General features: G+C 77.5%; 1 protein-coding gene. It reads right to left on the bottom strand.

The features are described 5' to 3' along the window. Positions 1-426, bottom strand: a 426-nt coding sequence (locus QOL99_RS17615; RefSeq protein ID WP_285525702.1) for a HAMP domain-containing protein, incomplete at both ends; no start/stop codon positions are given.

Genomic DNA, 426 nt, shown 5'->3' with positions numbered 1-426 from the left:
GCACCTCTCCGAGGGGCACCGCTCCCAGGGGCACCGCTCCAAGTGCTGCGGAGCCGGGCGGCACCGGGAGCAGGCCCGCCCCCACCGGACCCTGACCCTCGAGCCGGGCGAGGGTGAGCAGGTCGTCGGCCAGGGTGCTCAGGCCCGCGAGGTCGCCGCGCAGCCGTTCCAGCGTCTCCCGGTACTCGGCCGGGGTGCGCTCACGCCGCAGGGCGAGGTCCACCTCGCCGCGCAGCACCGCCAGGGGGGTTCTCAGGTCGTGCGCCGCGTCGGCGGTGAAGCGCCGCGCCGCCGTGACCAGGGCCGAGAGCTGCCCCAGCATCGCGTTGAGGTGCCGTGCCAGGGTGCCCAGCTCGTCGCGCCGCCCGGTGCCGCCCACCCGCGCTCCCAGGTCCCCGTCCTGCACAGCCTGGGCGGTGCGGGCCA

It is taken from the genome of Deinococcus rhizophilus (genome assembly GCF_030271215.1).
GTDB classification, from domain to species: Bacteria; Deinococcota; Deinococci; order Deinococcales; family Deinococcaceae; genus Deinococcus; species Deinococcus rhizophilus.
The sequence above is the reverse complement of the archived record's forward strand: the minus strand, read 5'-3'. Positions and strand labels throughout refer to the sequence as shown.